The organism is Oerskovia turbata (genome assembly GCF_000718325.1).
GTDB classification, from domain to species: Bacteria; Actinomycetota; Actinomycetes; order Actinomycetales; family Cellulomonadaceae; genus Oerskovia; species Oerskovia turbata.
Genome location: NZ_JOFV01000016.1, coordinates 21,283 through 47,932, shown reverse-complemented (window position 1 = coordinate 47,932; position 26,650 = coordinate 21,283). Strand labels below are relative to the sequence as shown.

The 26,650-nt window shown below is 72.6% G+C and carries 22 protein-coding genes; 15 read left to right on the top strand and 7 right to left on the bottom strand.

Annotation, left to right across the window (positions count from 1 at the left end; translation table 11 throughout):
- Nucleotides 1–7 precede the first annotated feature (7 nt).
- Nucleotides 8–664 (bottom strand): dihydrofolate reductase family protein, encoded by a 657-nt coding sequence (locus IE95_RS0115515; RefSeq protein ID WP_030152529.1) that lies wholly within the window; start codon nucleotides 662–664, stop codon nucleotides 8–10.
- 352 nt (nucleotides 665–1,016) lie between these two features.
- Here IE95_RS0115515 and IE95_RS0115510 point away from each other — a divergent pair, with 352 nt between their 5' ends.
- A complete protein-coding gene (locus tag IE95_RS0115510; protein WP_129429614.1) occupies nucleotides 1,017–1,637 on the top strand; it encodes a hypothetical protein in 621 nt (206 codons plus the stop codon).
- A gap of 52 nt (nucleotides 1,638–1,689) precedes the next feature.
- Here IE95_RS0115510 and metH read toward each other — a convergent pair whose 3' ends face one another.
- Entirely contained in the window at nucleotides 1,690–5,286 is a 3,597-nt protein-coding gene (gene metH, locus IE95_RS0115505; protein ID WP_030152527.1) for a methionine synthase, read from the bottom strand.
- Nucleotides 5,287–5,379: 93 nt separating this feature from the next.
- On the opposite strand from metH, the gene IE95_RS0115500 reads away from it, so the two are divergent.
- Both IE95_RS0115500 and IE95_RS0115495 read left to right on the top strand, forming a co-directional pair.
- A complete protein-coding gene (locus IE95_RS0115500; RefSeq protein ID WP_030152526.1) occupies nucleotides 5,380–6,519 on the top strand; it encodes a GNAT family N-acetyltransferase in 1,140 nt (379 codons plus the stop codon).
- 91 nt (nucleotides 6,520–6,610) lie between these two features.
- The gene (locus IE95_RS0115495) at nucleotides 6,611–7,399 is read left to right on the top strand and encodes a lysoplasmalogenase family protein (protein ID WP_084690340.1); all 789 of its coding nucleotides are present in this window, start codon (nucleotides 6,611–6,613) and stop codon (nucleotides 7,397–7,399) included.
- A gap of 278 nt (nucleotides 7,400–7,677) precedes the next feature.
- On the opposite strand, the gene IE95_RS0115490 is transcribed toward IE95_RS0115495, so the two are convergent.
- Nucleotides 7,678–10,161, bottom strand: a complete 2,484-nt coding sequence (locus IE95_RS0115490) for a DNA gyrase/topoisomerase IV subunit A (RefSeq protein ID WP_030152524.1) — start codon at nucleotides 10,159–10,161, stop codon at nucleotides 7,678–7,680.
- Nucleotides 10,162–10,366: 205 nt separating this feature from the next.
- Between IE95_RS0115490 and IE95_RS0115485 the strand changes: the two genes are divergently transcribed.
- From IE95_RS0115485 to IE95_RS0115470, 4 genes are all read left to right on the top strand, one after another.
- The gene (locus IE95_RS0115485) at nucleotides 10,367–13,240 is read left to right on the top strand and encodes a bifunctional acetate--CoA ligase family protein/GNAT family N-acetyltransferase (protein ID WP_030152523.1); all 2,874 of its coding nucleotides are present in this window, start codon (nucleotides 10,367–10,369) and stop codon (nucleotides 13,238–13,240) included.
- A gap of 61 nt (nucleotides 13,241–13,301) precedes the next feature.
- Nucleotides 13,302–13,901: a DUF5998 family protein gene (locus IE95_RS0115480; protein WP_030152522.1), complete on the top strand. Its 600-nt coding sequence runs from the start codon at nucleotides 13,302–13,304 to the stop codon at nucleotides 13,899–13,901.
- Complete coding sequence (locus IE95_RS0115475; RefSeq protein WP_036572260.1) at nucleotides 13,898–15,070, top strand: alkaline phosphatase family protein; 1,173 nt, start codon at nucleotides 13,898–13,900, stop codon at nucleotides 15,068–15,070. The genes IE95_RS0115480 and IE95_RS0115475 overlap by 4 nt, the downstream gene beginning before the upstream one ends.
- 82 nt (nucleotides 15,071–15,152) lie before the next feature.
- The gene (locus tag IE95_RS0115470) at nucleotides 15,153–15,821 is read left to right on the top strand and encodes a thymidine kinase (RefSeq protein WP_030152520.1); all 669 of its coding nucleotides are present in this window, start codon (nucleotides 15,153–15,155) and stop codon (nucleotides 15,819–15,821) included.
- 44 nt (nucleotides 15,822–15,865) lie between these two features.
- Here the strand turns inward: IE95_RS0115470 and sepH are convergent, their stop codons facing one another.
- Nucleotides 15,866–17,161, bottom strand: coding sequence for a septation protein SepH (gene sepH / locus IE95_RS0115465; RefSeq protein ID WP_030152519.1), 1,296 nt, complete (start codon nucleotides 17,159–17,161; stop codon nucleotides 15,866–15,868).
- A gap of 133 nt (nucleotides 17,162–17,294) precedes the next feature.
- On the opposite strand from sepH, the gene IE95_RS0115460 reads away from it, so the two are divergent.
- From IE95_RS0115460 to IE95_RS0115450, 3 genes are all read left to right on the top strand, one after another.
- Nucleotides 17,295–17,945: a trimeric intracellular cation channel family protein gene (locus IE95_RS0115460; RefSeq protein ID WP_338068465.1), complete on the top strand. Its 651-nt coding sequence runs from the start codon at nucleotides 17,295–17,297 to the stop codon at nucleotides 17,943–17,945.
- A gap of 3 nt (nucleotides 17,946–17,948) precedes the next feature.
- Nucleotides 17,949–18,806 carry an inositol monophosphatase family protein gene (locus tag IE95_RS0115455; protein WP_338068466.1) on the top strand — a complete coding sequence of 286 codons (858 nt, stop codon included), beginning with the start codon at nucleotides 17,949–17,951 and terminating at the stop codon, nucleotides 18,804–18,806.
- A 238-nt stretch (nucleotides 18,807–19,044) separates the two neighbouring features.
- The gene (locus IE95_RS0115450) at nucleotides 19,045–19,344 is read left to right on the top strand and encodes a DUF4193 domain-containing protein (RefSeq protein WP_030152516.1); all 300 of its coding nucleotides are present in this window, start codon (nucleotides 19,045–19,047) and stop codon (nucleotides 19,342–19,344) included.
- Between the two features lie 91 nt (nucleotides 19,345–19,435).
- Here the strand turns inward: IE95_RS0115450 and IE95_RS0115445 are convergent, their stop codons facing one another.
- On the bottom strand, nucleotides 19,436–19,978 hold the full coding sequence (locus IE95_RS0115445) for a DUF3093 domain-containing protein (RefSeq protein WP_084690339.1): 543 nt from the start codon (nucleotides 19,976–19,978) through the stop codon (nucleotides 19,436–19,438).
- A gap of 254 nt (nucleotides 19,979–20,232) precedes the next feature.
- Here IE95_RS0115445 and dut point away from each other — a divergent pair, with 254 nt between their 5' ends.
- From dut to IE95_RS0115425, 4 genes are all read left to right on the top strand, one after another.
- Complete coding sequence (gene dut, locus IE95_RS0115440; RefSeq protein WP_030152514.1) at nucleotides 20,233–20,673, top strand: dUTP diphosphatase; 441 nt, start codon at nucleotides 20,233–20,235, stop codon at nucleotides 20,671–20,673.
- Between the two features lie 150 nt (nucleotides 20,674–20,823).
- Nucleotides 20,824–21,585: a DUF3710 domain-containing protein gene (locus tag IE95_RS0115435; protein WP_030152513.1), complete on the top strand. Its 762-nt coding sequence runs from the start codon at nucleotides 20,824–20,826 to the stop codon at nucleotides 21,583–21,585.
- A gap of 2 nt (nucleotides 21,586–21,587) precedes the next feature.
- The gene (locus IE95_RS0115430) at nucleotides 21,588–21,956 is read left to right on the top strand and encodes an OB-fold nucleic acid binding domain-containing protein (protein ID WP_030152512.1); all 369 of its coding nucleotides are present in this window, start codon (nucleotides 21,588–21,590) and stop codon (nucleotides 21,954–21,956) included.
- Between the two features lie 34 nt (nucleotides 21,957–21,990).
- Nucleotides 21,991–22,914 (top strand): DUF3159 domain-containing protein, encoded by a 924-nt coding sequence (locus IE95_RS0115425; RefSeq protein WP_084690338.1) that lies wholly within the window; start codon nucleotides 21,991–21,993, stop codon nucleotides 22,912–22,914.
- A 65-nt stretch (nucleotides 22,915–22,979) separates the two neighbouring features.
- On the opposite strand, the gene IE95_RS0115420 is transcribed toward IE95_RS0115425, so the two are convergent.
- Nucleotides 22,980–23,693, bottom strand: a complete 714-nt coding sequence (locus IE95_RS0115420) for a potassium channel family protein (RefSeq protein WP_051703186.1) — start codon at nucleotides 23,691–23,693, stop codon at nucleotides 22,980–22,982.
- On the bottom strand, nucleotides 23,693–24,346 hold the full coding sequence (locus IE95_RS0115415; protein WP_030152509.1) for a potassium channel family protein: 654 nt from the start codon (nucleotides 24,344–24,346) through the stop codon (nucleotides 23,693–23,695). The genes IE95_RS0115420 and IE95_RS0115415 overlap by 1 nt, the downstream gene beginning before the upstream one ends.
- Before the next feature lie 181 nt (nucleotides 24,347–24,527).
- On the opposite strand from IE95_RS0115415, the gene IE95_RS0115410 reads away from it, so the two are divergent.
- Nucleotides 24,528–26,540 carry an APC family permease gene (locus IE95_RS0115410; RefSeq protein WP_030152508.1) on the top strand — a complete coding sequence of 671 codons (2,013 nt, stop codon included), beginning with the start codon at nucleotides 24,528–24,530 and terminating at the stop codon, nucleotides 26,538–26,540.
- The last annotated feature ends 110 nt before the right edge of the window (nucleotides 26,541–26,650 follow it).

Here is a 26,650-nt window from a genome sequence, read left to right as displayed (position 1 = left end):
TCCCGTCTCAGGTGTTCTCGGCCTGCCGGTCGACGCCGCGGTCTGCGGCCGCCATGTCGCCCGTCGAGGGCGTGCCGTCGGCTAGACCGTAACGCAGCAGCACGGTGCCCGCAGGGCTGGCGACGGGCGGTTCGAGGAGGGTGAGGTTGGTGGGCACGGCGCCGCCGTCGAACACCGACTTCCCGACACCGAGGACGATGGGGTGCACCCACAGGTCGAGGCGGTCGAAGAGCTTCTCGCGCAGGAGCGTCTGCACCAGGCCCAGGCTGCCGACGACCTTGACGTGCTCGTGCCGGTCGCGAACCTCGCGGACTGCGCTCGGGAGGTCGGGGCCGAGCTGTGTCGACCCGGCCCACGAGAGATCAGGTGTGCCCCGCGAGGCGACGTACTTGGGGATGCGGTTGAAGAGGGCGGCGAAGTCGTCGTCCTGGCCGCCCTCCTGGTGAGGCCAGTAGGCGGCGAAGATGTCGTAGGTGCGGCGGCCGAGCAGGAGGGCGTCGGTGCCCTCGTAGGCGGCGGCGACCTGCTCCCCGGCGACGTCGTCCAGCAGAGGAGCCTGCCAGCCGCCGAACGGGAACCCGTTCGCCGTGTCCTCCTCGGGACCGCCGGGCGCCTGCCCGACGAGGTCCAGGGTCGTGAACAGCTCGATCTCGATCGATCCCATGATGCGCTCCGGTGGGTCGGTGGCAGGGTCATGGGGTAGACCGGGAGGCGGGGGAGAACTCATCGGAGCGAGACTCTCGACACCAGGGTGCCGCGTACGGCACCGCCCCCCTCTCGCAGGGCGCGAACGAGCCTGTGGAAAACTCCGTGCCGTGGTCGTTGCAAGGCCTAGCATTCGGGGCCAGAAGCCCAAGGCCAGGAGGATCCTCTTGCACGACTTGCCCTGCTCGCAGCCCAATCCCGACACGGCACGCCCCCGCGCCGGCCAGCACCCGATGCGTCGTCGGGCTGTCGGTCACGGGATCGCCGGCCTTGCCGCCGCCGGCATCCTCGCGGTGCTGAGCGGCTGCGCCGTGGCATTCGACAACGCGACCAGCGACGGGTCTGGCCGTGCCGCCACGTCCCGGAGCGAGGGGACCCCGGCGCCGCTCGCACCCTCCGCGGCCGAGGAGATCTCGATCGTCTCGGGTCAGCTGATCGACACACCGTGCTGGTCCTACGAGGGTCCGCAGACCTTTGTGAACAACATCTCGGTCGACGAGGAGCGCCTGTGCGCGGGCGCCCTCGAGCTCTGGGGCGAGGTCAGGGAAGGCACGGTGGTGCCGACGGGCGTCGGTGCGATCTACGGACAGGTGAGCGTCGAACCGGTGCGCGTCTCGACGTCCGACTCCTGGATGGTCGGGACGGACGTCGACGGAGCCGTCGACGCGGTCGCGGATTCGTACTTCGCCCAGAACGGAAAGGTCATCAGCTTGCACGAAGCGGCCACCCTCGACGGTGTCCCGGCGAACATCACCCGGGTCGAAGGGAGCAGTAGCGCGACGCAGACGAAGGCGTTCGTCTCTGCGTTCGCGCCCGCGCCGTTCACACCGGGCACGGAGACGGTCCAGTTCTTCGTGATAGCGATCGTCACCCCCTACGACAACGGCGACGAGCTCATCGCTCAGGTCATCGAGACGTGGCAGTGGCACTGAGCGGCAGATCGCCTGCCACGCCAGCGTTCACCCCTGCGCACCTGTGCCGTTGTCACACGCTGAAGTACTTCGCCTCCGGGTGATGCGTGATAAATGCATCGGTCGACTGCTCCGGGTGCAGCTGCAGCTCGTCGGACAGCACCACCCCGGCCCGCTCCGGCCGCAGCAGTTCGACGACCTTGCGCCGGTCCTCCATGTCGGGGCACGCGGGATAGCCGAGCGAGAACCGGGCCCCGCGGTACTTCAGGTCGAACATCCCTTGGACGTCGTCGGGCTCCTCGCTCGCGAACCCCAGCTCGGAGCGCACGCGGGAGTGCCACATCTCGGCGAGCGCCTCGGTGAGCTGCACGGACAGCCCGTGCAGCTCCATGTACTCCCGGTACCTGTTCGCGGCGAAGAGCCTGGCCGTGTGCACGTCGACGGTGTCGCCCATGGTGACGAGCTGGACGGGCAGGACGTCGAAGCGCCCGGTCTCCTCGACCCACGAGCGGGGCTTGACGAAGTCCGCGAGGCACAGGTGACGGTCGCGGCGTTGCCGGGGGAACGTGAAGCGCAACCGCTCGGTCCCCACCGGGCCGCCCGAGCCGCCGTCGGGCGCCCCGATGCCGGCGAGCCCGGGGCCGTGGTGCCCGACGACCACGTCGTCGCCCTCGGACCAGACGGGGAAGTACCCGTAGATCACGGACGGGTCGACGATGCCGTCGGTCCGGACCTGTTCGAGCCACGCGTTGAGGCGCGGGCGGCCCTCGGTCTCGACGAGCTCCTCGTACGACGCGCCGGCCGTGCCTTCCGCACCGGACGACCGCCCCGGCTTGAGCCCCCACTGCCCCATGAACGTCGCGCGCTCGTCGAGGAACGCGGCGTAGTCGGCGAGCTGGATGCCCTTGACGATGCGCGTGCCCCAGAAGGGCGGGGTGGGCACGGGGTTGTCCGTGGCGACGTCGGAGCGGGCGGGCAGGTCCTCCACGGGGGTCTGCGTCACGGTCACAGTCGCGTGGCGGCGCTTCTTGAGGGGCGGCAGCCCGACGGCGTCGCGCGCCTCTCCCCGCGCGACGCGGACGAGCGGTTCCATGAGTCGCAGGCCTTCGAACGCGTCGCGGGCGTAGCGGACCTCGCCCGGGAAGATGCCGGCGAGGTCGTCCTCGACGTAGGTGCGGGTCAGGGCCGCGCCGCCGAGCAGGATCGGCCAGCGCGAGGCGAGGCCGCGGGTGGTGAGCTCTTCGAGGTTCTCGCGCATGACGACGGTCGATTTCACGAGGAGCCCCGACATGCCGATCACGTCGGCGTCGTGCTCCTCGGCGGCGTCGATCATGGCGCCGATGGACTGCTTGATGCCGATGTTGACGACCGTGTACCCGTTGTTGGTGAGGATGATGTCGACGAGGTTCTTGCCGATGTCGTGGACGTCTCCGCGCACCGTCGCCAGGACGATGGTGCCCTTCGAGGAGTCCTGGCCCTCGACGCGTTCCATGTGCGGTTCGAGCAGCGCGACCGCGGTCTTCATGACCTCGGCGGACTGCAGCACGAACGGGAGCTGCATCTCGCCCTTGCCGAACAGCTCGCCGACGACCTTCATGCCCTCCAGGAGGTGGTCGTTGACGATGTCGAGCGCCTTGATGCCGGAGGCGAGCGCCTCGTCGACGTCGGCCTCGAGGCCCTTGCGCTCGCCGTCGACGATGCGCCGCTCGAGGCGCGGGCCCACGGGCAGCGCGGCCATCTCGGCGGCGCGCGCGTCCTTGAGCGCCGCGGAGTCGACGCCGGAGAAGAGGTCGAGCAGGTGGGCCAGGGGGTCGTGCGTGAGGTTGCCCTCGGCGTCGTACTCGCGCTTGTCCCACACGAGGTCGAGCGCGGCCTGGCGCTGGTCGTCGGGGATCGAGGCGAGCGGCAGGATCTTCGCGGCGTGCACGATCGCGGAGTCGAGCCCGGCCCGCGTGGCCTCGTGCAGGAACACCGAGTTGAGCACGGTGCGTGCGGCCGGGTTGAGGCCGAACGACACGTTGGAGACGCCGAGCGTGGTGTGTACGCCCGGGTAGCGGGCGACGAGCTCGCGGATCGCCTCGATGGTCTCGATCGCGTCGCGCCGTGTCTCCTCCTGGCCCGTCGCGATGGGGAACGTGAGGGTGTCGACGACGATGTCGTCGAGGCGCACAGCCCAGTCGCCCACGAGCGTGTCGATGAGCCGCGACGCGATCTCGACCTTCTTCGACGCCGTGCGCGCCTGCCCCTCCTCGTCGATCGTGAGGGCGATCACGGCGGCGCCGTGCTCCTTGACGAGCGGCATGATGCGCGCGAAGCGGGACGTGGGCCCGTCGCCGTCCTCGAAGTTGACCGAGTTCACGACGGCGCGCCCGCCCACGAGCTCGAGGCCCGCCTGGATGACGGCCGGCTCGGTCGAGTCGATCACGAGGGGGAGCGTGGACGCGCTCGCGAGACGCGAGACGACTTCGCGGGCGTCCGCGACGCCGTCGCGCCCCACGTAGTCGATGCAGACGTCGAGCAGGTGGGCGCCGTCGCGCGTCTGCGCGCGCGCGATCTGGACGCACTCCTCCCAGTTCTCGGCGAGCATCGCGTCGCGGAACGCCTTGGAGCCGTTGGCGTTGGTGCGCTCGCCGATCGCGAGGAACGCCGAGTCCTGGTGGAAGTCGACGTGCGAGTACAGGCTCGCGACGCCGTTCTCACGCTCGGGGCTGCGCGCGGCGACTGGCCGTGCGCGCACTGCCTCGACGACCTGGCGCAGGTGCTCGGGCGTCGTGCCGCAGCACCCACCCACGAGACCCAGGCCGAACTCGGTGACGAACTGGGTGTGTGCCGCCGCGAGCTCGGCGGGCGACAGCGGGTACGAGGCTCCGTTCGCCCCGAGCACGGGCAGTCCGGCGTTGGGCATGCACGTCACGGGGATCTCGGCGTGCTTGGCCAGGTGGCGCAGGTGCTCGCTCATCTCTGCCGGGCCCGTCGCGCAGTTCAGCCCGATCGCGTCGACGCCCAACGACTGGAGCGTCGTGAGGGCCGCACCGATCTCGGAGCCCATGAGCATGGTGCCCGTGGTCTCGACCGTGACCTGCACGATGACCGGCACCGAGCGCCCGACGTCGCGCATCGCGGCGCGCGAGCCGTTGACCGCGGCCTTGGCCTGGAGCAGGTCCTGGCTCGTCTCGACGAGGATCGCGTCGACGCCGCCGTCGAGCAGTCCCGCGGCCTGCTCGGCGAACGTGTCGCGCAGGTTCGCGTACGTCGTGTGCCCCAGGCTGGGGAGCTTGGTCCCCGGGCCCATCGAGCCCAGGACCCACCGCGGCTGCTCGGGGGTCGACCACGCGTCGGCCCGCTCGCGGGCGATGCGTGCACCGGCCGCGGCGAGCTCGCGGATGCGGTCCTCGATGTCGTAGTCCGACAGATTGGACCAGTTGGCGCCGAACGTGTTGGTCTCGACGCAGTCGACGCCGACCGCGAGGTACGCGTCGTGCACGGCCGCGATGATGTCGGGCCGCGAGACGTTGAGGATCTCGTTGCAGCCCTCGAGCTGCTGGTAGTCGTCCAGGCTCGGGTCCTGCTCCTGGATCATGGTGCCCATCGCGCCGTCGGCCACGACGACGCGGGTGCGCAGGGCCTCGGCGAAGGCGGCGGAACGGGCGTCGGCGGCGTCGTGGGACATGGGGGGAACTGTAACGCCGGGGGCTTCCACGCCGTCGGGCTGTCCGGAAAAAACAGGGTGCCGCGTCCGGCGTCCGACCCTAGCGTGGTGCCCATGAGCTCAGCACCCTCCGTCCGTCAGACCCTCGCCCCGATCGTCGAGCGCGTCGCCGCGCCCGACGTCGTGCCCGTCCCGCACGTCGAGGGGCTGACGTGGCGGCCCCTGGTGGTCGAGGACACCCCGGCGCTCTTCGGCCTGATCGCGGCCGTCGAGGAGCACGACAAGCACCCGTACCGCACCTCGCTCGAGGAGACCGGGGAGATCTTCGAGGGAGACTGGCGCGACCTGCCCCGCGACACCCTGGTCGGGATCGACGCCGACGGCGAGCCGCGTGCGTACGCGTCGGTCGACACGCGACCCGGGGACACGACGGTCGTGCGCGCGTTCGTCCAGGGCGCCGTGCACCCGCAGTGGCGGGGGCGGGGCGTCGGCCGTCAGGTCATCGCCTGGTCCACGGGGCGCGCCCGCCAGCTCCTCGCGGCCTCGGGCAAGGAGCTGCCCGCGCGCATCGCGGGCTACGCCCAGGACGACGACGAACTCGAGTGCCGCCTCTTCGAGGCCGCGGGCTTCACCGCGAACCGCTTCTACTCGAACCTGCGGCGCGACCTGTCGCTCCCGGTACCGGAGGTCACGCTGGGCGACGGGCTGCGCGTCGTGCCGTGGTCGCCCGAGCTCGACGAGGCCACACGCCTCGCGCACAACGACGCGTTCCGCGACCACTGGGGCAGCGAGCCCGCGACGCCCGAGTCCTGGGTGCACGGGCGCAGCATGTTCGCCCCCGAGTGGAGCGTCCTCGTCGTGGACGACTCACCCGCAGCCGTGGACGTCTCACCCGCAGCCGCGGACGGGTCGCCGGTCGAGGGCAGCCTGCCCGACGGCGTCGCTCCCGCCGGGAGCAGGGGCGACGGCCCGGTCGTGGCCGGGTACCTGCTGTCGGGACGCTACGAGCACGACTGGCCGGTCCAGGGCTACTCGAGCGGGTACACCGAGACCCTGGGCGTGCGCCGCGCCTACCGTGGGCGCAAGATCGCGGTCGCCCTGCTCAGCGCGGGCATGGCCGCCTACCGGGCGAGCGGCGTCGACTTCGCCGAGCTCGACGTCGACACCGAGAACCCGTCCGGCGCCCACGGGCTCTACGCGAGCCTCGGCTACGAGAAGACCGACGGCTCACGGATGTACTCGATCGAGCTCTGAGGCTCTACCGTGTTCCCAGCTCAGCGCGGCAACGGTGCCGCGCTGCTGGGACACCCGTGACCCGGTGTCCCTCGCCTCGAAAGGGAACACCGTGGTTGCCTCGATCTCGCGCGTCTCGCACGCCCCCGTCCCGTCCACCTTCCTGCGGCGGCGCCCAGCGGCGCTCGCGGCCGCGGCGTTCCTGGTGCTCTCGGCGGTGCACCTCGGGGCGCACCTGGCCGGGGCCGAGCAGCTCGCCGAGGTCACGCAGTGGTTCGTCATGCCGCTGCTCGCGCTGGTCGTGTGGGTGGCGACGTCCGGCGGCCGCCGGACGCTCCTCGTGCGCTGGACGCTCGTCGCGCTGGGCTTCTCGTGGCTCGGTGACAGCGCGCCGGACCTGTCGAGCGGTGACGTCTCCTTCCTGACCATGGTCGGGTTCTTCCTGCTCGCCCAGCTCGCGTACGCGGCCGCGTTCTGGCCCTGCCGGGGACAGAGCCTGCTGCGCCGCCCCCTGGTGCTCGTTCCGTACGGGCTCGCGCTGGGCGTCCTCGTCGCGGTGTGCGCCCCGCACGCCGGTCCGCTGCTCGTCCCGGTCATGGTCTACGGCGTGTGCCTGACGGTCATGGCGGTGCTGTCGACCGGGGTGAACCGGGTCGCGGGCGTCGGCGGTGCGATCTTCCTCGTCTCGGACGCGCTCATCGCGCTCGGGGCGTTCGTGCCGGGGTTCGCGGTGCCGGGCCCCCTGTCGTCCGGGTTCTGGGTCATGCTCACGTACCTCGCGGGGCAGGCGCTGCTCGTCGTGGGGATCCTGCGCCGGGACGTGCGCGACGGTGCGCAGGCTGACCTCTCCGGGACGTCGTCGGCCCCTTCGGACGGGGGCCGGGCCGCGCCGTCGGCCTGATCGTGGGCCCGGCACGGTCGTGCCCGGCACGGTCGCGCCCAGCCCGGCTGCAGGACGGCTGCACGGCTCGGAGGGGCAGGACGGCCGGTGGGTCGGCATGGTCGGGGGAGCGGGAGGGGGTGCGTCGAGTACCACCAACAATTGTTGGAGGTCCTCGAGACACCACTCGCCCGACCGCGGCCCGGCCGCCGACCCCGCCCCCGCTCGGGCCCGCCGACCCGCCCCGGCCGCCGAACGCGACCGCTGCAGACCTCGACGCGGGCTTGCTGCCCCAGGGCTCAGCCGACGCCGATCGCCGTGATCGGGACGTCGAGCGGCGCGCCCGAGCCGTCGCGGCGCTGATCGACGGGCGGCAGCTCGACGGGCTGGCCCGCGGACCCCACGGCCCGGCCGGGACCGCGGCCGACCCACGCGAAGATGAGCGTGTCCTCGCCCTTGAGGAACCGCTGGGCGCGGACGCCACCTGTCGCGCGGCCCTTGCCGGGGTAGAGCTCGTACGGGGTGACCTTGCCGGACCCGGCCTGCGTGCCCGGCAGGGCGTCGGAGGCCCCGGCGATGGTCACGACCGTCATGAGGTCGCGGCTCGCGGCGTCGATCACGCCGAAGAACGTGACCTGCTGGCCCGGGGCGAGCTTGATGCCCGCCATGCCGGCCGCGCTGCGTCCCTGCGGGCGCACGGCCGACGCGTCGAAGTGCAACAGGCTCGCGTCGGAGCTCACGAAGACGAGCTCGTCGGCGTCGGTCACGGGGGCCGCGCCGACGACGCTGTCGCCCTCCTTGAGGGAGATGACCTCCCAGGCGTCCCGGTTGGTCGGCATGTCGCCCGCGATGACGCGCTTGACGACGCCACCCGTGGTGCCGAGCGCGAGCGTGGGGGCGTCGGGGTCGAGGGACACGATCGTCAGCGGCTTCTCACCGGCCTCGAGGCTCACGATCTCGCTCAGGGGCACGCCGCCCGACAGGCTCGGGGCGCCGTCGGTCGGGGGGAGGGCGGGCAGGTCGAGCACCGAGAGCCGCAGGACGCGGCCCGCGCTCGTCACGAGCCCGACGTCGCCGCGCACGCTGGCCGCCACGGCGCCGCTCAGGGCGTCGTGCGAGTGGCGGCGCCCGCCGGTGCCCGGCTCGGTCGCGTCGCCCGTGCGGGCCAGGAGCCCCGTCGCGGACATCAGCGCCCAGCACGGGGTGTCCTCGACCTCGAGCGGGACGGCCGAGATGGTGCCCAGGACGCCTTGCGCGGACGTGGGGGACGCGCCTGCCGACTCGAGCAGGATGGTGCGGCGCGGCGTCCCGTAGACCTTCGCGACCTCCTTCATCTCGGCCGAGACGACCGCGCGGAGCTTGGCGTCGTCGCCGAGGATCTCCTCGAGCTGGGCGATCTCCAGGCGCAGCGCTTCCTGCTCCTTCTCGAGCTCGAGGCGGGAGAACTTGGTCAGGCGGCGCAGGCGCAGCTCGAGGATGTACTCGGCCTGGGGTTCGGACAGGTCGAAGACCTCGCGCAGACGGGTGCGCGCGGTCTCGGCGTCGTCGCTCGACCGGATGACCTGGATGACCTCGTCGATGTCGACGATCGCGAGCAGCAGGCCCTCGACGAGGTGCAGGCGTTCCTTGCGCTTGGCGAGGCGGTAGGAGCTGCGACGGCGGACGACGTCGATGCGGTGGTCGACCCACACCTGGAGGAGCTCGCGCAGACCGAGCGTGCGGGGCTGGCCCTCGACGAGCGCGACGTTGTTGATGCCGAACGAGTCCTCGAGGGGCGTGACCTTGTAGAGCTGCTCGAGCACGGCCTCGGGGTTGAAGCCCGTCTTGATCTCGACGACGAGCCGCAGCCCGTGCGCGCGGTCGGTCAGGTCGGTCGCGTTGGTGATGCCGACGAGCTTCTTCGACTTCACGCCCTCGGCGATCTTCTCGATGACCTTCTCCGGCCCCACGAGGTAGGGGAGCTCGGTGAAGACGATGCCCTTGCGCTTGGCCGTGATGTTCTCGATGCGCGCGGTGGCCCGGGTGCGGAACGAGCCGCGCCCCGTGCGGTAGGCGTCGCGGATGCCGTCGAGGCCGACGATCTTGCCGCCGCCCGGCAGATCAGGACCGGGGACGAAGCGCATGAGCGCGTCGAGGTCCGCGCTCGGGTGCTTGATGAGGTGCTGGGCTGCGGCGACGACCTCGACCAGGTTGTGCGGGGCCATGTTGGTCGCCATGCCGACCGCGATGCCCGCGGCGCCGTTGACGAGCAGGTTGGGGATCGCGGAGGGCAGGACCTCGGGCTGGGTCAGCTTGTTGTCGTAGTTCGGGATGAAGTCGACGACGTCCTCGTCGAGCCCGACCGTCATGGCCATCGCGGCGCTCGCGAGGCGGGCCTCGGTGTAGCGCGGTGCGGCGGGTCCGTCGTCGAGGGACCCGAAGTTCCCGTGGCCGTCGACGAGCGGCAGGCGCAGCGAGAACGGCTGGGCCAGGCGCACCAGGGCGTCGTAGATCGCGGTGTCGCCGTGGGGGTGGAGCTTGCCCATGACCTCGCCGACGACGCGCGCCGACTTCACGTGCCCGCGGTCCGGGCGCAGTCCCATGTCGGACATCTGGAACAGGATGCGGCGCTGCACGGGCTTGAGCCCGTCGCGCGCGTCCGGCAGGGCGCGCGCGTAGATGACCGAGTACGCGTACTCGAGGAAGGACCCCTCCATCTCCGTCGTGACGTCGATGTCGATGATCTTCTCGTGGACCTCGCTCGGGTCGAGCGGGGCTTTCGAGGCGGACGGTCTGCGCGCCATGGGTCGTCGGGCTCCTGCGGGTCGATGGGTCGGGGGCTTCGGTGCGGTCGGCAGTGCGGTCTGCGTTGCGGGCGGCGGGCCGGACGGCCGGGCACCAGTGCTCGTCGGCGAACGGTAGCGCGGCCCACCGACATCCGGGCCCTCATTCTCCCGCGTGCCGGGCGCGCCGCTGACCAGCGTCGCTCCGACCAGTAGCCTAGGGCGGGTGAACGGACACGACGTCCCGGCGGACCCTGACCCGGCGCCGCAGCCGGACCAGTACCCGGTCGAGTGGGAGGCAGACGTCGTGCTGCGCGACGGTACGACGACGCACGTGCGTCCGATCCGGCCCTCCGACGCCGCGGCGCTCCAGCGCTTCCACATGGGCCAGAGCGAGCGCTCGACGTACCTGCGCTTCTTCGCGAACATCGAGCGGCTCTCGGACCGGGACCTCGAGCGCTTCACGGTCGTCGACCACTCCGAGCGCGTGGCCCTGGTCGCGGTCAAGCGTGTGGGGGAGGGTCTGCGCGAGGACATCATCGGCGTCGCGCGCTTCGACAAGGTCGCGCCCCACGAGGCCGAGGTCGCGTTCAACATCGCCGACGCCGAGCAGGGCCGCGGCCTCGGGTCGGTGCTGCTGGAGCACCTGGCGGCCGCTGCCCGCGAGCGTGGCGTGCGCAGGTTCAGCGCCGAGGTGCTGCCGCAGAACGGCAAGATGCTCGCGGTCTTCCAGGAGGCCGGCTACGTCGTGAGCCAGCACGTCGACGACGGGATCGTCGCGGTGAGCGTCGACCTCGACCCGACGGACCGCTCGCGCGAGGTCATGGCGGACCGTGAGCACCGCGCCGAGGCGCGGTCCATGCACGGCCTGCTCACGGCGCGCCGGGTCCTGCTCGTGGGTCCCGGCCCGACGGCGGCGCCCGGCACCGCGGAGCGGCTCCTGGCCGAGCGCGTGCTCGCGGGCGCGCTCCGCGACCCGGGCGACGGGACGTTCGAGGTCGTCGGCCTCGCCGCGCCCGGTGGCCCCGGGCTCACCGCCCCGCCCGAGGAGCTGGTCGAGGAGCCCGACGACGGCGATGCCGCGCCCCCGGTCCGCTTCCGGGACCGCATCGCGGACGTCCCCGGGCCCGTGGACCTCGCGCTGCTGGCGCTGCCCCCGCGCGAGGCGATCGCCGCGACGGCCGAGCTCGAACGCCTCGGCGCGCGCGCCGTCGTCGTGCTCTCCGCGGGCTTCGCCGAGACGGGGCCCGCCGGGCTCGCGCTCCAGCGCGACCTCCTGCGCACCGCTCACACCGCGGGCATGCGCGTGGTCGGCCCCGCGACGTACGGGCTCCTGACGACGCACGCCGGGCACCGGCTCAACGCGAGCCTCGCCGAGGTCGAGCCGGTCGCGGGCAGCATCGGGATCTTCTGCCAGTCGGCACCCACGGCCGTGACCCTCCTGGCGACGGCCCTGCGCCGCGGGATCGGCATCTCCTCGTTCGTGTCGGCGGGGCACCGCGCCGACGTCTCGGGCAACGACCTCATGCAGTTCTGGCAGGACGACCCCGAGACGTCGGTCGTGTGCCTGTACCTCGAGTCGATCGGGAACCCGCGCAAGTTCTCCCGCATCGCCCGACGGCTGGCCTCGGTCAAGCCGGTCGTCGTCGTGACCGCGGGACGCTCGGGGCAGGTCGTGCCGCCGGGCCACGCGGTCCGCTCGACGCGCGCCCCGCGCCGCACGCTCGACGAGATGCTGCGCCAGTCCGGGGTGATCCACGCAGAGAACACCCACCACCTCGTCGACATCGCCCAGCTCCTCGCGCACCAGCCGCTGCCGCCCGGGCGGCGCATCGGGATCCTCACGTCGTCGGCCGCGCTGACCGCGCTCGTCGCGGAGGCCGTGGTCTCGGCGGGGCTCGTGGTCTCCGACTGCTCGACCTTCCTGCCCGAGGACGCCGACGACGAGCGGATCGAGAGCGCGGTCGCCGCGCTCTACGCCCCGGACGCGTGTGACGTCGTCGTCGCGGTGCACGTCCCCACCGTCCGACCCCGCGTCGGCACCGTCTCGCGGGCCGTCGCCCGGGCCGCCGCGGCGAGCGGACGCACCACGGTCGCGAGCGTCCTCGGGCTCCACGGCCTCGCCGCCGAGCTCAGCGCACCGAACCCCGCCGACCCCGACGGCCCCCGCCTGCACGTGCCCGCCTACTCGACGCCCGAGGACGCCGTCGCGGCGGTCGGCGCGGTCGTCGGGTACGCGCGCTGGCGCGACGCCGACCACGGCACGGTCGCCCGTCCAGAGGGCGTCGACTCCGACCGAGCCCGCGCGATCGTCGAAGGGGCCCTGGCGGGCGACTCGGTGGTGGACCTCGACGCGCAGACCACGGCCGGGCTCCTCGCGGCGTACGGTATCGAGCTGTGGCCCTCGCGCCGCGTCCGCACGGCCGACGAGGCCGTGGCCGCGGCGCACCAGATCGGCTGGCCCGTCGCGCTCAAGAGCACGGCGGAGTCGCTCCGCCACCGGGCGGACCTGGGTGGCGTGCGCCTCGACATCGGCGACGAGGACGAGCTGCGCGCCGACGTCGCGCAGATGCGCGCCTCGCTCGCGGCCGTGCTGCCCGCAGAGAGCCCGCGACGCGCCACGCCGGGGGCGCCCGACACCGCCGGCCCTGACCCTGCGGACGACCGCCCCTCGGGCCCCGCACCCTTCGAGGTCCAGCGCATGGCCGACGCGGGCGTCGCGTGCGTCGTGCGCTCGACCGAGGACCAGCTCTTCGGCCCGGTCGTCTCGTTCGGCCTCGCGGGCGACGCCGTCGACCTCCTGGGTGACGTGAGCTACGGCGTGCCCCCGCTCACCGACGTCGACGTCGCCACGATGGTGCGCTCGATCCGGGCAGCGCCGCGCCTGTTCGGCTACATGGGTGCGCCCGTGGCGGACACCGCGGCGCTCGAGGACCTGCTCGCTCGCATGTCGCTCATGGCCGACGAGGTGCCCGAGCTGCGCAGCGTCGAGCTCTACCCGGTCGTGGTCGCCGAGCACGGCGCGGCCGTGCTCGGGGCACGGGTCCAGGTGGCGGGCGCACAGCGGGCGGACACCCTGCGACGCGCGCTCCCGGGCTGAGCCGTCCACAGGCGCGCGGGCGGGGTGGCCTCGCCGCACCGTGCGGTGGGAGAATGCGCGGGTGCCATCTGCTGAATCCCCCTCCCGGACCGACCTGACCTCCCAGCTGCGCCGTGCGGGCTACTACCCGGAGCTCGTGCAGGACGTTCTCGACGTCGCCATCGCCGGGGAGGACCTCGTGTCCCACCTCGTGTACGTCGAGACGACGTTCGACGTCGAGGTGCGCCGCCACCTGACGGTCCTGGTGCTCACGCCGACCCGCCTGATCACCGCGCACGTCGACGACCACCCCGCGGACAGCGAGAACCCGTCCGCGTCGGCCGCGGCGACGACCGAGTCGGTGCCGATCTCCGAGCTGCGCTCGGTCTCGTTGTCGCACGTGGTCGTCGACCCGGAGAAGCACCGCCGCGGCACGCCGCCCATCGAGGTGACGCTCGCGATCGGCTGGGGGGCCGTGTCCCGCGTGGACCTCGAGCCGGCGCAGTGCCCGGACCCGGGGTGCGAGGCGGACCACGGCCTGACGGGACAGATCACGCCCGACGACATCGTGGTGCGCGTGAGCGCCGAGGCGGAAGGGCGCGACGCGGTGCGCAACGCCCTCGCGTTCGCCAAGGCCCTGTCGACCGCGACGGCCCACGGCGTGGGCCCGGCGAGCCGGTGACGGTCCTGCCCGAGGTCCTCCCCGACGGGCTGCTCGCCCCGCGCTACGACGGGCTCGCCCTGAGCTCGGTCCTGCCCGGGGCGGCGGGCGCCCTGGGGCTCGACCTCACGACCTCGACGGGCACGGGCTCCCTCCAGGCTCGCGCAGACCTCGGCCTGCCGGCCGCCGACCGGGTGTGCGTCGTGCTCGTCGACGGCCTGGGCCACGCGAACCTCACCGAGCGGGCAGGCCACGCGCCGTTCCTGCGGTCGCTGCTCGGCACCTCACGCGTCCTCACGTCGAGCTTCCCCAGCACGACCGCCGCAGCGATCGGCACGTTCGGGACGGGGACGTCTCCCGGTCGCACCGGCATGCTCGGGTACACCCAGCGCGACACCGTCTCCGGTCGGCTCGCGAACATGGTCTCGTGGGACGGCGCCGCCGACCCGCGCGACCTGCAGCAGGAACCACCCGTGCTCGAGCGCCTGGCCGAGGCCGGGGTCGAGGTCTCCTCGGTCGGTCCCGCCCGGTTCGCGGGCTCGGGCATGACCGTTGCTGCGCTGCGCGGCGCACGCTACCTCGCGGCCGAGTCCATCGCGGACCGTGTCGACACCGTGGCGTTCGAGCTCACCGCCCCCGGGCTCGTCTACCTCTACTGGGGTGACGTCGACAAGGCCGGTCACCACCACGGCTGGCGTTCGCGGCAGTGGGGCGACGCGCTGTCGGACCTCGACCGCGAGCTCGGGCGTCTCGCCCGGTCGCTGCCGAACGGCACGCTGCTGGTCGTGACGGCCGACCACGGCATGGTCGACGTCGACCGCTCGAAGCGTTGGGACGTCGCGCAGACCCCCGAGCTGGGGCGCGGTGTCGCCCTCGTGGGCGGCGAGCCCCGTGCGGTGCACGTCTACGCCCGCCCGGACCAGGCCCCGGCGGTCGCGGCACGCTGGTCGTCGGTCCTGGGGGACGACGCGATCGTGGCGCTGCGCGAGGACGCGGTCGCGGCGGGCTGGTTCGGCCCGGTCGCGGACCACGTGCTCCCCGCGATCGGGGACGTCGTCGTCGCGATGCGTGGTCGTGCCACCGTCGTCGACTCCCGCACACAGACCGCGGCCTCCCTCCAGCTCGTCGGCGTCCACGGGTCGCTGACGCGCACCGAGATGCAGGTCCCGCTGCTCGTCACGACCACCTGAGCACGCAACCACCCCGACCCGGTCCAGACACGCGACCGGGCGCCCTCAGGGGACCGTCCCCGTACCCGAAAGGCCCACGACCGTGGCAGAGCTGGTCTTCTTCTCCGGCACGATGGACTGCGGCAAGTCCACGCTCGCCCTGCAGCTCGACCACAACCACTCCGCGCGCGGTCGGTCGGGGCTCACGTTCTCCCGCAACGACCGCGCCGGGACGGACCGGCTCTCCTCGCGCCTCGGCCTCGAGGTCGCCGCGCACGAGGTCCGCGACGACACGGACTTCTGGTCGTTCGTGGTGGACGCGCGCCGGCACGGTGAGACCGTCGACTACCTGATCTGCGACGAGGCCCAGTTCTACTCCACGACCCAGGTCGAGCAGCTCGCGCGCCTGGTGGACGAGGTCGAGATCGATGTCTTCGCGTTCGGCATCACGGCGGACTTCCGCTCGCGCCTGTTCCCGGGGTCGGCGCGGCTCATCGAGCTGGCGGACCGGGTCGAGGTGCTCCAGGTGCAGGCGCTGTGCTGGTGCGGCGCCCGTGCGACCCACAACGCGCGCACGGTCGACGGCTGGATGGTCGTCGAGGGCGCGCAGGTCGTGGTCGGCGACACGGGGGACAGCGAGAGCGAGGTCGCGTACGAGGTCCTGTGCCGACGGCACCACATGCGGCGCATGACCTCTGCGTCGGCCCGGCTGCGCTCGGCCTCCGGAGACGAGCTGGCCCTCGATCTGTCGCAGGACCCGACGACGCGCTGACGACGAGCGCCCTGCGGGCGGCCGCGGCCGTCGACGTCGGGACGTCAGTGCTCGGGCCTGGCCCCGAAGACGATCTCGTCCCAGCTGGGAACGCTCGCCCGGGGCTTGCGGCCGCTGCGTCGTGGCTCGGCCGGTTGCGCCGCAGGCTCGGTGCGGTCCCGGGCTTCCTCGCGGTGGGCGCGCGTGGCGCCCACGGGCACGTGCTCCTCGGGGCCGACATCGGTCGGGCGGTCGCCGCCCGTGCGGTGCTCGTGGCCGCCCGACCCGGCAGGGTGGGCGTCCCGAGCGTCCCGAGCGTCCTGGTCAGGAGGCTCCTCGGACGGATCGAGCCCCTCGTCCCGGCCAGCGTCTTGGCGGGCCGACCGCGACGGGTGAGCGCCGTCGTCGGGCCGGTGGTGCGACCCGTGGCGCCCACCCTGGCCCAGGGTGATGACCTTGGCCCCCGCGCGCTCCTCGTCGTCGCGTGCGTCGTCGCGGCGTGCGGAGCGGTCGCCCAGGTCGAACGTCTGGGGAGGGCCGAATCCCTCGAAGATCGCCGTGTCCTCGTCGCGGTGCGCACGCACCCCGCGCCGCTGGCTGAGGTCGTCGAGGATCGAGGTCGTCTCGTCGTGCAGCGGCAGGGGCTCGACGACCTTCGCGCGCGGGGGCTCGTCCGACGCGTCGGCGCCCGCAGACCGGTCCGGCGAGGACGCCGACGGTGCCGAGGGCGCCTGTCCGCCCCCGCGTGCCGCGTGGTCGAAGATCGTGCCGCGCACGCCGCGCACGGGCTCGGCCTCGGGCGAGGCCCCGGACAACCAGCGGGCCTCGTCCTCGAGGGCGTGCAGCGAGCGGGACTGGGGGTCGTACGACCAGCGCGCGCTGCGGGCACGGTCCCCGATCAGGAACAGCGCCGTGACGGTCCACGTCGCCCCGTGGGGTCGTGCCGCGGACCACTCGACGTCCTCGGGCTCGACGCCGCGGGCGGTCAGGCGTTCGGTGACGAGCTCGCCCAGGGTGAGGGAGCCCTCGTCGTGCCCCAACCGGTTCTTGCGGACCTGCTCGACGACGAACTCCTGCTCGGCGAGCACGGGCCCTTCGAAGCGGCGCACCTGCTCGATCGGGATGCCTGCCTTCTCGGCCACCTCGCGGGCGCTGTGCCCCGCGCGCAGCTGGGACTGGATCTCTCGCACGGGCAGGACGCCGGGGGCCTGGGCCCGCAGCTGTTCGAGCTGGGTGCGGTCACGGCGCACCGCAGCGCGCAGCGCGTCGTCGATGGGCAGCGTGAACCGCGCACCGTCCGCTCCGGCGAGGACGAGGGTCTCCCCGTCCTCGTGCAACCTCACCAGCTCGAGCTCGTCCATGAATCCTCCCGCTCCGTGCAGACCGGCTCGTCGCCGGTGGGCCTGCACTCCCGAGAGTGCCATCCCGGATCGCCCACGCCGCGCAGGCGGCTCGGTGTGCCGCGTTCCGGGGTCTGCTGGGATGATTCTCCCCGTGATCGAGTTCCCGATGGACGACGTCCTCGAGCTGGGCGCCGTCTTCTGCGCCGCACTGTCCGGCGGGCTGTCCGCGATCCGCAAGTCGTTCGACATCTTCGGGGTGCTCGTGCTCGCCTGGGCGACGGGCCTGGGCGGCGGGATCCTGCGCGACGTGCTGATCGGCGCGACGCCTCCCGTCGGGATCTCGAGCTGGCGCCTCGTGGTGGCCGCGCTCGCCGCGGGCGTCGTCATCTACTTCTTCCACCCGCGCCTCGAACGGATGCGGCGCGGGATCGTCGTGCTCGATGCCGGCGCGCTCGCGCTGTTCGTGATCGTCGGGACGACCAAGGGTCTCGACCACGGGGTCGGTCTCATGGCCGCGGTGATCGTGGGCACCCTGACGGGGATCGGCGGCGGGATCCTGCGCGACCTGCTCACGAGCGAGGCGCCCCTCATCCTCCAGGACCGTCAGCTCTACGCCGTGCCGGCGATCGTGGGCGCGTTCATCACGGCCGTCCTGTGGCGCGAGGGGTGGCTCACGGGGTGGACGCAGCTCGCGACGATCGCGCTGATCTTCGGCTTCCGGCTGCTCTCGCTGCGCCTGGGCTGGACGGTCCCGGGCCCGTGGTCGGGGCGTCGCGGGGGAGCGGGGTCGGGCAGGATGTGAGGCGTGAGCACCTTCATCGATGATCCCCGCCTGCCCGACGACGTCACGATCGCGGGGCTGCGCGCTCTCGCTGAGCGCATGGCCAGGGAGGCCGGGGCGCTCGTGCGCGACGGCCGACCCGAGCACGTCGAGGTGGCCGCGACCAAGTCGAGCGCGGTCGACGTCGTGACCGCCATGGACGCCGAGTCGGAGGCCCTGCTGCGCCGCGTCATCGCGCGTGAGCGTCCCGACGACGCGATCCTCGGCGAGGAGGAGGGGGCGTCGGCGGGCACCTCCGGGCTGACCTGGGTCATCGACCCGATCGACGGCACGGTCAACTACCTGTACTCGGTCGCCTCGTACGCGATCTCGGTCGCCGTGGTGGCCGGTCCGCCCGACCCCGCCGAGTGGACGGTGCTCGCGGGCGCCGTGCACTCGATCGTCGACGGCCGCACCTGGACGGCCGGGCTCGGCGCGGGCGCGACCCTCGACGGCGAGCCCGTGGCGGTCAACCCGGCGGGTCCGCTCGCGACGTCCCTCGTCGGGACGGGCTTCGGGTACGACGCCGACCGGCGGCGCCACCAGGCGCAGGTGCTCGTGGACGTGCTGCCTCAGGTGCGTGACATCCGCCGGCTCGGCTCGGCGGCGATCGACCTGTGCCTGGTGGCGACCGGCAGCCTGGACCTGTACTACGAGCGTGGCCTCAACCCCTGGGACCTCGCCGCGGGAGCGCTCGTCGCGCAGGAGGCGGGCGCGAGGGTCACGGGCCTGCGCGGGCGTGCGGCGGGGGTCGAGATGACGGTCGCCGGCGCGCCGCAAGCGGTGTCGGACCTGGTCGTGATCCTGGAGGCGGCCGGTGCCGATTCCGACGGCAACCGGTGAGGGAACCCGTCAGGCCTGGTGAGGGGTGACGAGGACCACTCGCGTCGGGGATGCGCGCGCTCGGTAAATGGTGCAGAATCCGTTCGCCCCCGGGAACAATTCCCGGCGGCGGAGCATTACACGCGTACACCAGTCAGGACGTCCAGCAACACGTCCTACGGAGTGCCTGTTCGACGGCCTTCGCCGGACCGAACGACCCCCATGTTCGACCACGACGTTCCGGAGTGTGACCCCACAGATGGCAACTGACTACGACGCCCCCCGCAAGAGCGAAGAGGATCTCAGCGAGGACTCGATCCAAGAGCTGCAGGCTCGTCGCTCCGACAAGAGCTCGGGCGTTGTGGACGAAGACGAGACCGAGGCTGCGGAAGGGTTCGAGCTCCCGGGCGCGGACCTTTCCGGTGAAGAGCTCTCGGTCCGCGTGCTGCCTCGACAGGCTGACGAGTTCACCTGTTCGAGCTGCTTCCTCGTGCACCACCGCAGCCAGCTCGCGTACGAGAAGAACGGGCAGCAGATCTGCTCGGAGTGCGCGGCCTGACGGCCTGAGCCCCACGTCGGACGGCCGCCACCCCACGAGGGGTGGCGGCCGTCCGTGCGTCCAGGGTCAGCGCCGTCCGTGCGCCCGGGGGTCAGCGTGGGGCCGGCCCGGCATCGGTCGTGGCGCCCGACGCCTCTGGGCCGGTCGCCGAAGCCCCTGGGCGGGGCGCGGGGCCACCGCTCGCGGCGAGGGTCGCGGCGAGCTCGGCGGGGCGCCGCGTGGAGACGAGCCAGTACGGGGTCGGGTCGGCCGGGTCGACGATCTCGACACGCACCCCGGTCCGGGCCCACGCCCGCAGGCAGACGTACGCCCGGGCGTCGAGCGAGGGGCCGAGCTCGCGGGTCATGGCGGCGCGGTCGAGCACCGTGGTGGCCCCGAGGAGCGACGTCGGGATCGTGGCTCGGCCCGCGCGCAGCGTCCGGCCGTCCGGGCCGGGCGAGACCGAGACCACGGGGGAGGTCCACCACGCGAGCGCGACGAGGACGACGAGGGCCACGGTGGCGGTGCTGATCGACAGCACGTCGTCGACGGGCCACAGGGCCACACCGAGGACGGCGGCGAAGGCGACGGCGGCGGACCACCCGCCCGGGCCGGGGAGCAGGCGTTCGCTGTAGTCAGGGGCAGGCTGAGGCATGAGCCCATCATCCCAGGTCCGTCCCGAGGTGCCGGCAGCGCGTCCGGCGGGCGCGTCCAGCCGTGCGTCCAGCCGTGCGTCCAGCCGTGCGTCCGGCTGTGCGTCCCGGCGGGCGGGCCCTGCCCGGGCACCCGAGGCGCTCGAGGGTGTTCGCGGGTCCGCCCGCCGCGGACTAGGCTCTGCGGGTGCCCAACGACGAACCGGCGGCCCCGACCGCCCTCGCGCCCGTACCCGCCCGACCGGGCGACGTCGAGGTGCTGGTCCAGCTCCTCGACGACGTGACCCCTGTCCCCGCCTACGCCCACCCGGGCGACGCCGGTGCCGACCTCGTGACGACCGTCGACGTGGAGATCGCACCGCAGGGCCGGGCCGTCGTCCCGACGGGGCTCGCAATCGCGCTGCCCGACGGCTACGCAGCGTTCGTCCACCCCCGTTCGGGCCTCGCGGCCCGGCACGGCCTGACGATCGTGAACGCACCGGGGACCGTCGACGCGGGCTATCGCGGCGAGATCAAGGTGGTCCTGCACAACACGGACCCGCAGACCCCCGTCGTGCTGCACCGGGGGGACCGTGTCGCCCAGCTCGTGATCCAGAAGGTCGAGCACGCGCGCTTCCTGCAGGCCGAGCGGCTGCCCGGCTCGCACCGCGGCGAGGGCGGCTTCGGGTCGAGCGGCGGGTGGGTCGCCGCGCAGTGAGCCCCGCGACGTCGGGGTGTTCGCCCGTGGCCGAGGGCGGTCACGTGGGCGTCGCACCGGTCTAGGGTGGGAGCAGCAGGGGTCGGTACTGCCGTCCCGAACGAGCCGTCGTCGATGGTCGACACGGCGAAGAGCTGAAGGAGAAGGTCCGTGGGTTTGTTCCGGCGTAGTGCGTCGCAGAAGTCGAGCGACGAAGCGGTCGCCGCCGAGGGCTCCGGGACCGAGGAGACCGCAGCAGGCGCGGTCGGCGCCCCGGGGACCCAGGCGCCGGTCGCGCCCGCGGCGGGTGCTCGTGGCCCGTTCGACGCCTCGCAGGTGAGCGAGCTCGGTGCCCGCGCGGACCTCGGGGCCATCTGGCTGCCGGGTGTCCCGGGCATGGAGCTGCGCATGGAGGTCGACAAGAAGACGCAGAAGATCACGGGGGCCGCGGTCGCGGTCAACGGTTCCGCGTTGCAGATCCAGGCCTTCGCAGCGCCCAAGACCATGGGAATCTGGGACGAGATCCGTGAGGAGATCGCCGAGTCCGTCCGTCAGCAGGGCGGGACGGTCGACGACATCCCCGGCACGTTCGGTCGCGAGCTGCTCGCGAAGCTCCCGGCCACGGGGCCGGACGGTCAGAAGGGCTTCCGTGCGGCCCGGTTCGTCGGTGTCGACGGGCCGCGCTGGTTCCTGCGGGGTGTCCTGACGGGCAGGGCCGCCGCGGACCCGGAGGCGGCCCGGCTGCTCGAGTCGGTCTTCGCGAACATCGTCGTCGTCCGTGACCAGAACGCGCGCCCGCCCCGCGACCTCCTCGCGATGCACCTTCCTGGCCAGCCGCAGCGCCCCGCGGTCGCCGCTCCGGAGGGCGCCGCTCCGTCGCTCCCGACCTTCGACCCGCTCACGCGCGGGCCGGAGATCACCGAGAGGCGTTGACCATGACGCTGCGTCAGGTGCTGCACTCCGTGCTGGCCTCCCAGGAGGAGATCGCGGCGGACGAGGAGCGGCACGACTCCGCGAGCCAGGTCGGGTGCTCGGCCGTCTCCGAGCTCGCGAACCGCAAGCGCGCGACCGTCTCGGGCGTGATGCGCTCGGTCATCCTGCGCCCGCGGGAGGGCGCGCCGACGGTCGAGGCCGAGCTGTACGACGGGTCCGGGTCGCTCGACCTGGTCTGGCTCGGCCGTCGTCGTATCGCGGGCGTCGAGCCGGGACGTCGCGTCCGCGTCGAGGGGCTGGTCTGCGAGATCGCGGGCCGGCGCACCATGTTCAACCCCCGCTACGAGCTGCGCCCGCGCGCAGGCGAGTGAGTCCGTGACTTTTCCTGCCGGCGAGAGAGACGACATGACGCACGAGCCCATCCGTGAGCGCGGCCCGGTGGACCCCGCCCAGGAGGTCGAGGTGGTCGCGGACGCGATCGACGACGTCGTCCCTCCGGACGAGGGTGCCGCGCGGGGCGTGCGCGCCCTGGCGGGGGAGTCGTTCTCGCTCGCCGAGACGATCGGTGGGGTGCGCGGTCTCGTGGAGTCCATGGCGCCCGGCCTCGTGTTCGTGGTCGTGTTCATCGCGACGGGCAACACGCTGCAGCCTGCGCTCGTCGCGTCGGTCGCGGTCGCGCTCGTGGCCGTGGCGGCACGCCTCGTGCAGCGCACGCCCGTCACGCAGGCTTTCGGGGGCTTCCTGGGCGTCGCGATCGGCGTCCTGTGGGCCTGGCGCTCGGGCGAGGCGCAGAACTACTACGCGGCGGGTCTGCTCACGAACGCGGCCTACCTGGTGGTGATGGCGGTCTCGGTGCTGGTCCGGTGGCCCGTCGTGGGCCTGGTCGTCGAGGCGCTGCGCAGCGGCTGGACGGACGGGGACAAGGTCAAGCCTGCAGTCGCGTCGAGCGACGTGCCCGACGGCGCCACGACCTCGGGTGCGCGCGTCGCCCCGGGGCAGCGCGTCGAGAGCACGGTGGGTGACGTCGGCGGCAGTGACGGCGACCAGGGCGCGCCGGTTCCTGGCGCGTTCCGGGCGTGGGCCGATCGCTGGCGCGGGGACGCGGTGCTCATGCGCCGCTACGCGCTCGCGACGTGGCTGTGGGTCGGGATGTTCGCGCTGCGGCTCGCCGTGCAGGTCCCGCTGTTCATGGCCGGTGAGGACGCGGTCGCCTGGCTGGGCACGGCCCGCCTCGTCATGGGCATCCCGCTGTGGGCGCTGACGCTCTGGCTGACCTGGCTGCTGGTCCGCCGCCCGCACGGGGCGCAGGCGGTCCCCGAGAAGGGCTGAGACGGCCAGCCGGCCGGCTGCCTGTGGGGACGTCCGAGAGCCGTCTCGGCAGACGGGCAGGACGGTCAGACGGGCAGGACGGTCGACCCGTCGACCGTCCCGGTGTCCTCGTCGGGCGACGGGTCGACCAGGACCCGCAGGAGCTCCGCCTCGTCGACGTCGCGTCCCGTGACGATGAGGAGCTCGTCGCCGATCTCCAGGGTGTCGTCGATGCTCGGCGCGATGGGCTGGGTCCCGCGGACGATCGCCGCGAGCACGGTGTCCTGGGGCCAGTCCACCTGGCCGACGCGCGTGCCGATGAGCGGCGAGTCGGGCGGCAGCGTGAGCTCGAGGATGTCGGCGCCCGACTGGTGGAAGGTGAAGATCCGGACGAGGTCACCGACCGCGACGGCCTCCTCGACCATGGACGTCATGATGCGGGGCGTCGAGACCGCGACGTCGACGCCCCAGGACTCGTCGAACATCCACTCGTTCTTGGGGTTGTTGACGCGCGCCACGGTCCGCGGGACACCGAACTCGGTCTTCGCGAGGAGCGAGACCACGAGGTTGACCTTGTCGTCGCCCGTGGCCGCGACGATGACGTCGCACTCGTCGACCTTCGCCTCGGCGAGGGTCGAGAGCTCGCACGCATCGGCGAGGAGCCAGTCGGCGTCCGCGACCTGCGCGACGCGCATCGCGGCCGGCTGCTTGTCGATGATCATGACCTCGTGGTCGTGGCTGAGCAGCTCACGGGCGATCGAGCGCCCGACGGAACCTGCCCCGACGATGACGACGTGCATCAGTTCTCCTCGATCTTCGGTGCGTGCGTGAGGAGGCGCTCGACCGTGGGAGCGTCCGCGGAGCGCATGAGCACGTGCAGCACGTCGTTCTCCTGCAGGACGGTGCCGGGGGTCGCGAGGACGCCCTCGCCGAACCGTCCCAGGAACGCGACGCGGGAGCCGGTCACGGACTCGATCGTGGCCACGGTGCGTCCGACCCACTCGGGGTGGAAGTCGGTCTGTGCGAGCCGGACCTGCCCGGAGGGGTCTCGGTACTCGTCGGTCGCGCCGAGGGGCAGCATCCTGCGCAGCACCTGGTCGGAGGTCCACCGGACGGTCGCGACGGTCGGGATGCCGAGGCGCTGGTAGATCTCGGCGCGGTGCGGGTCGTAGATCCGGGCCACGACGTTGTCGACGCCGTAGGTCTCGCGGACCACGCGCGCGGCGAGGATGTTGGAGTTGTCGCCGTCGGAGACCGCCGCGAACGCGTAGGCGTCCTCGACCCCCGCCTGGATCAGGGTGTCCCGGTCGAACCCCAGGCCCGTCACCTTCTTGCCGGAGAACTCCGCGGACAGCCGTCGGAAGGCATCGGGGTTCTGGTCGACGACGGCGACCGAGTGGCCGCGGTTCTCGAGAGACTGGGCGAGGGTGGCGCCGACACGGCCACATCCCATGATCACGAAGTGCACGGACGAAACGCTACCGCGCGACCGTCCTGTCCTGGTACGGCGCGCGGTGCGGCGGCGGGTCCGGCGTCGTCGCGGTACGGGTTCGCCGAGATTCGCCGAGGTTCACCGAGAGCTGTCGGGACCGTGGACGGGTCATCCGCTCCCGGAGGGCCTAGCATGGGCCAACGTGTCGGATATCGCTGATGCCGCCAAACGCCTGTTGCTCGGACGCCCCGTCCGCAGCGACGACTTGGGGCACACCCTGCTGCCGAAGCGCATCGCGCTGCCGGTCTTCGCCTCGGACGCGCTCTCGTCGGTGGCGTACGCACCCGACGAGATCCTCCTGACGCTGTCGATCGCGGGCCTCGCGGCCACGACGATCTCGCCGTGGGTCGGGCTCGCGGTCGTCGTGGTCCTGCTGACCGTGGTCGCGTCGTACCGCCAGAACGTGCACGCCTACCCGTCGGGCGGTGGCGACTACGAGGTCGCGACCGTCAACCTCGGCCCCACGGCCGGCGTCGGGGTGGCCTCCGCGCTCATGGTCGACTACGTCCTGACGGTCGCCGTGTCGATCTCCTCGGGAGCCCAGTACGCGGCGGCAGCGATGCCGTTCCTGCGCGGCCACGAGGCGGCGTTCGCCATCACGCTCGTGGCCCTGCTCGCCATGGTCAACCTCAGGGGTGTCAAGGAGTCCGGGTCCTTCTTCGCGATCCCGGTCTACCTGTTCATGTTCGCGATCGGGATGACGGCCGTGGTCGGCTTCGTCCGGTACGCGACGGGGACTCTGCCCATGGCCGAGAGCGCGTCCTACCAGCTCGTCGCGGAGAGCCACTTCGACCAGGGGCTGACCGGGATTGCGGGGGCGTTCCTCGTCGCGCGAGCCTTCGCGTCGGGCTGTGCCGCCCTCACGGGAGTCGAGGCCATCAGCAACGGCGTGCCGGCGTTCAAGAAGCCCAAGTCGCGCAACGCGGCCACGACGCTCGCGCTGCTCGGCACCATCTCGGCCTTCATGATCATGGCGATCCTCTTCCTCGCGCAGAAGACCGGCGTGCACTTCGCCGAGAACCCGGCCGAGCAGCTCACGATCGACGGTCGACCCGTGCCCGACGACTTCGTGCAGGACCCGGTCATCGGCCAGCTCGCCCAGACGATCTTCCAGGGCTTCCCGCTCGCGTTCTACCTGGTGGCGGCGGTGACCGGCCTGATCCTCGTCTTCGCCGCGAACACGGCGTTCAACGGGTTCCCGGTGCTGGGCTCGATCCTGGCCAAGGACGGCTACCTGCCGCGTCAGCTGCACACGCGCGGCGACCGGCTGGCGTTCTCGAACGGGATCGTGACGCTCGCGGTCGCGGCGATCGCCCTGATCTGGGCCTTCGACGCACAGGTCACGCGACTGATCCAGCTCTACATCGTCGGCGTCTTCGTGTCCTTCACGCTCTCGCAGCTCGGCATGATCAAGCACTGGACGCGCGAGCTGCGCACGACCCCGGACCCGCGTTTCCGTACCAAGATGAAGCGGTCCCGAGTCGTGAACGCGATCGGTTTCGGTATGACGGGCACGGTCCTGGTCATCGTGCTGGTGACCAAGTTCACGCACGGTGCGTGGATCGCGATCCTCGCGATGGGTGTCGTCTTCGTGCTCATGCGGGCGATCCGCAAGCACTACGACTCGGTGAGCGAGGAGCTGACGCTGGGTGAGGACCCGGCCGCGGCGCGTGCCCTGCCGAGCCGTGTCCATGCGCTCGTCCTGGTCTCCAAGCTGCACAAGCCGACCATGCGTGCCCTCGCCTATGCCCGCGCGTCGCGGCCTTCGGTCCTGGAGGCCGTGACGGTGGGCGTGGACCCCGAGGAGGTCGCCTCGTTCACCGAGGAGTGGGAGGCGCTCGACCTCCCGGTCCCGCTGCGCGTCCTCGACTCTCCCTACCGCGAGATCACCCGTCCGATCCTGTCCTACGTGCGCTCGATCCGGCGGGAGAGCCCGCGCGACCTGGTCGTGGTCTACATCCCGGAGTACGTGGTGGGGCACTGGTGGGAGCACCTGCTGCACAACCAGAGTGCGCTGCGGCTCAAGGGCCGCCTTCTGTTCACCCCGGGAGTGGTCGTGGCGTCCGTGCCGTGGCAGCTCTCGTCGACCAAGGGGCAGACAGGGCTCGAGAAGGAGAACTTCGCGGCCCAGCAGCGGATCAACCGCCGCTACTGACGGCGCCCTGCACGGGAGCGCGACGCGGCATCCCGGCTCGGGCCCGACACCGGTTCGTCGGCCGGTTCGTCGAGAACGTGTGCCGTCCCACGTCCGGTCGGCCGACGGTC